Origin of the sequence: Streptomyces sp. 13-12-16 (genome assembly GCF_002114215.1) — a bacterium.
Classification (GTDB): Bacteria; Actinomycetota; Actinomycetes; order Streptomycetales; family Streptomycetaceae; genus Streptomyces.
Genome location: NZ_NCTE01001359.1, coordinates 1 through 1,826 on the forward strand (window position 1 = coordinate 1; position 1,826 = coordinate 1,826).

3 protein-coding genes are annotated in these 1,826 nt (G+C 73.1%); 1 reads left to right on the plus strand and 2 read right to left on the minus strand.

Annotated elements, in window-relative coordinates; all coding sequences use genetic code 11:
• On the minus strand, window positions 1-412 hold a 412-nt coding region (locus B7767_RS40820; protein ID WP_143652951.1), incomplete at its 3' end, for an amidohydrolase family protein.
• Between the two features lie 217 nt (window positions 413-629).
• Entirely contained in the window at window positions 630-1,070 is a 441-nt protein-coding gene (locus tag B7767_RS40825) for an Lrp/AsnC family transcriptional regulator (protein WP_030867874.1), read from the minus strand.
• 267 nt (window positions 1,071-1,337) lie between these two features.
• On the opposite strand from B7767_RS40825, the gene B7767_RS40830 reads away from it, so the two are divergent.
• Window positions 1,338-1,772 carry a hypothetical protein gene (locus tag B7767_RS40830; RefSeq protein ID WP_030867872.1) on the plus strand — a complete coding sequence of 145 codons (435 nt, stop codon included), beginning with the start codon at window positions 1,338-1,340 and terminating at the stop codon, window positions 1,770-1,772.
• The last annotated feature ends 54 nt before the right edge of the window (window positions 1,773-1,826 follow it).

Sequence of the window (1,826 nt, forward strand, 5' to 3'; positions counted from 1 at the left end):
CGGTGGCCTCGTCGAGCTCGGCGCGGGTCGGGGGACGGCCGCCGGGCCAGCGGGCGGCGTCCCAGCCGTGGCCGAGGAGGACCCGGTCGTCCGGGCGGGCGGCGGCGAACTCCCGTACGCGGACCAGCGCGGCCTCCAGCGAGGGGGCGGTGGACAGGTCGAGGCCGGTGAGGGCGAGGCCGGTGGCCGTGGTGTGGACGTGCGCGTCGGTGAACGCGGGGGTGACCAGCGCGCCGTCGAGGTCGACCACCTCGTCGACGCCGTCCGCGAAGGCGTCGGCGGCGCCCTCGGAGCCGACCCAGGCGACCTGGCCGCGCTCGACGACCATCGCGGTCGCGAAGGGGTCGGCGGGGCTGTGGACCTCACCGCGGCGGAGCAGGAGGGTGCGGGGTGGGGCGGTGCGTTCACTCATGTCCCACAGTTTCGCGCGTCGTGCGGGGCGTTCCGCACGCAGGGCCACCCCGGGGGGCGGCGCGTCCCACGCGTTCCCGTCCGGCCCATGGTGATCGCCCCCGCCGCCCCCTCCCATTCCCTTCCCCCGGGGGCTCCGCCCCCGGACCCCCGCTCCTCAAACGCCGGAGGGGCTGCGATTCAGCCGGAAGGGCTGTGGTACAGCCGGAGGGGCTGTGTCAGATGCGCGGCGGGCGGGCTTCGTAGGGGGTGGAGAGGACCACCGTCGTGCGGGTGGAGACGCCGGCCAGTGAGCGTACGCGGGCGAGCAGTTCCTCCAGTTCGTGCGGTGTGGACACGCGCACCTTGAGGATGTAGTTCTCGTCGCCCGCGACGCTGTGGCAGGCCTCGATCTCGGGGACGCCGGCGAGGCGGTCCGCGATGTCGTCGGGGGCGCTGGGGTCGAAGGGTTTGACCGAGATGAAGGCGGTCATGGGCAGGCCGACGGCCTCCGGGTCGACGACCGCGGCATAGCCGCGGATGACGCCACGCTGTTCCAGCCGGCGCACCCGCTGGTGCACGGCCGACGTGGACAGGCCCGTGGCCTTGCCCAGGTCTGTGTAGCTCATCCGCCCGTCCTTGACGAGCAGCTGCACGATCTGTCGGTCCAGCTCCTCCATGGCGCAAGAACCTACAGTGCGCTTGATCTCCTCGGATACCTGAGCCGCCCAGGTCATGCCCGGTTCGTGATGTGCCGGAGGCCACCGCGCGCGGTCCGGGGGGACAAAGCCCCCGCACGGGGCACCCGCACCTGGCATGTGACGAACACCACACCCTTCGAGCGGTCTCCGTGATGTTCCCGTGATTACCCCGGAGGAGGGACGGGAAGTGCTTGCTGTGGTCGAGGCCGCAGTGCCTTCACGGCCCAGCCCGAGGGGGAGAACCCAATGCAGAGTCTTAAGCGCCTTGGTCGTACCACGTCCAAGCGGCAGCAGCCGGTCGTCGAGCTCGATCCGGAGTACGTCGAACCCGACGTCCCGGACGAGGAACTCGACGCCTACGACACCTTCGAGATGTACCGGGTCGTCTGCCCGGACTGCGCGCAGCCCATCGCCCTGCTCGCGGACGAGGACACCCTGCCGGAGCACGCGCTGTGCGCCTCGCCGTGGAACCCGTTCGGGCTCACGGTCTGCGCCGGCACCGGCCGCAGGGCCGCCGAGGCGCGGCCGGCCGACGAGTCCGTCACTCCCCAGGAGCAGGACACGGCCCTGCTGTTGACGCTCCCCCAGGGACTCGACTGGCGCACCCAGCCCTTCTCTCACGTCGGCGGTCCGGGCTCGCGCCCGATCCGGGTCCCGGCGATGCGGCGGCACGCCGCCTGAGCGCGCACCGGTGCGGGGGCGGCGCGGTCCGCCGCCCCCGTCCGCGCGGGACGG